Source organism: Enterobacter sp. Lyrl_3 (genome assembly GCF_051948675.1).
Classification (GTDB): Bacteria; Pseudomonadota; Gammaproteobacteria; order Enterobacterales; family Enterobacteriaceae; genus Enterobacter; species Enterobacter cloacae.
Map to the genome: position 1 here is coordinate 1 of NZ_JAYJLI010000062.1, position 794 is coordinate 794.

The 794-nt window shown below is 52.8% G+C and carries 1 protein-coding gene and 1 pseudogene; one reads left to right on the plus strand and one right to left on the minus strand.

What is annotated here, in order from left to right; genetic code table 11:
• Positions 1-230: 230 nt before the first annotated feature.
• Positions 231-488: pseudogene (locus VF709_RS24890) on the minus strand (diguanylate cyclase); the annotation flags it as partial.
• A 117-nt stretch (positions 489-605) separates the two neighbouring features.
• Between VF709_RS24890 and VF709_RS24895 the strand changes: the two are divergent.
• The coding region (locus VF709_RS24895) for a hypothetical protein (RefSeq protein ID WP_440232478.1) at positions 606-794 on the plus strand (189 nt) is incomplete at its 3' end.

Below are 794 nucleotides of genomic sequence, written 5' to 3' on the forward strand. Positions count from 1 at the left end.
TTGCCAGGCAAGTCAATAACACGCGTCGAACCTGAGTAACTTACGTATGATGCAAGATTTCTCAATCGTTTGAATCCACACAGTTTTCAGCCACTCATCCGAAATATAATCTGCCAGCTGTCGAAAATGGTGGTGTAATAAGCTAAGTATGTACTGACACTGAGCAAACTTTTCTCTTCAAACGGCTGCGCAAAGCAGGCTGAGTTGCCTGCCGCGTAGTAGCCTCTCAACTATGCGGTCGTAAACATCTCAATCCGGTTTCGCCCCTGCCGTTTCGAGCGATACAGTGCCACATCAGCTGACTGTATCAGCCGCTCATAGTCCGGGTGACCATCAAACATCGCGGCACCAATCGAAAGCGTCGTCGCGACCAGCTTACCGTCGGGCGTTGTGATGGACTGCCGGGAAGCTTTGCTGCGGATGCGTTCGGCAATACTCAGCGCTTCCGTCTGACTGGCCTCCGTCAGCACAGTCAGAAACTCATCACCAGCAGCGAAGGGCTGGCCCCTGTTTCAGCGATGCAGATGGGACTGTTGCCGTTTTTCATAATCATCCCGACAATCCGCATCACAAAAATGCACGTCCTTCAGGGGGGCACAGCAATTGTGGCACAGTCCGGTCAGTGGCAGCGACGCCCGCGTTCTGCTGCGAAGCAGTTGTGCCAGTCTCATCTGTTCGGCCTGGCTGGCCTGATCCACTTCATCCATTACTCATATTCCTTAACATTGATATCCGTTATCTGCCTCGACAAATTACTGTCCTGGCTGCGCATGCCCGCCCAGGACAAACCACAG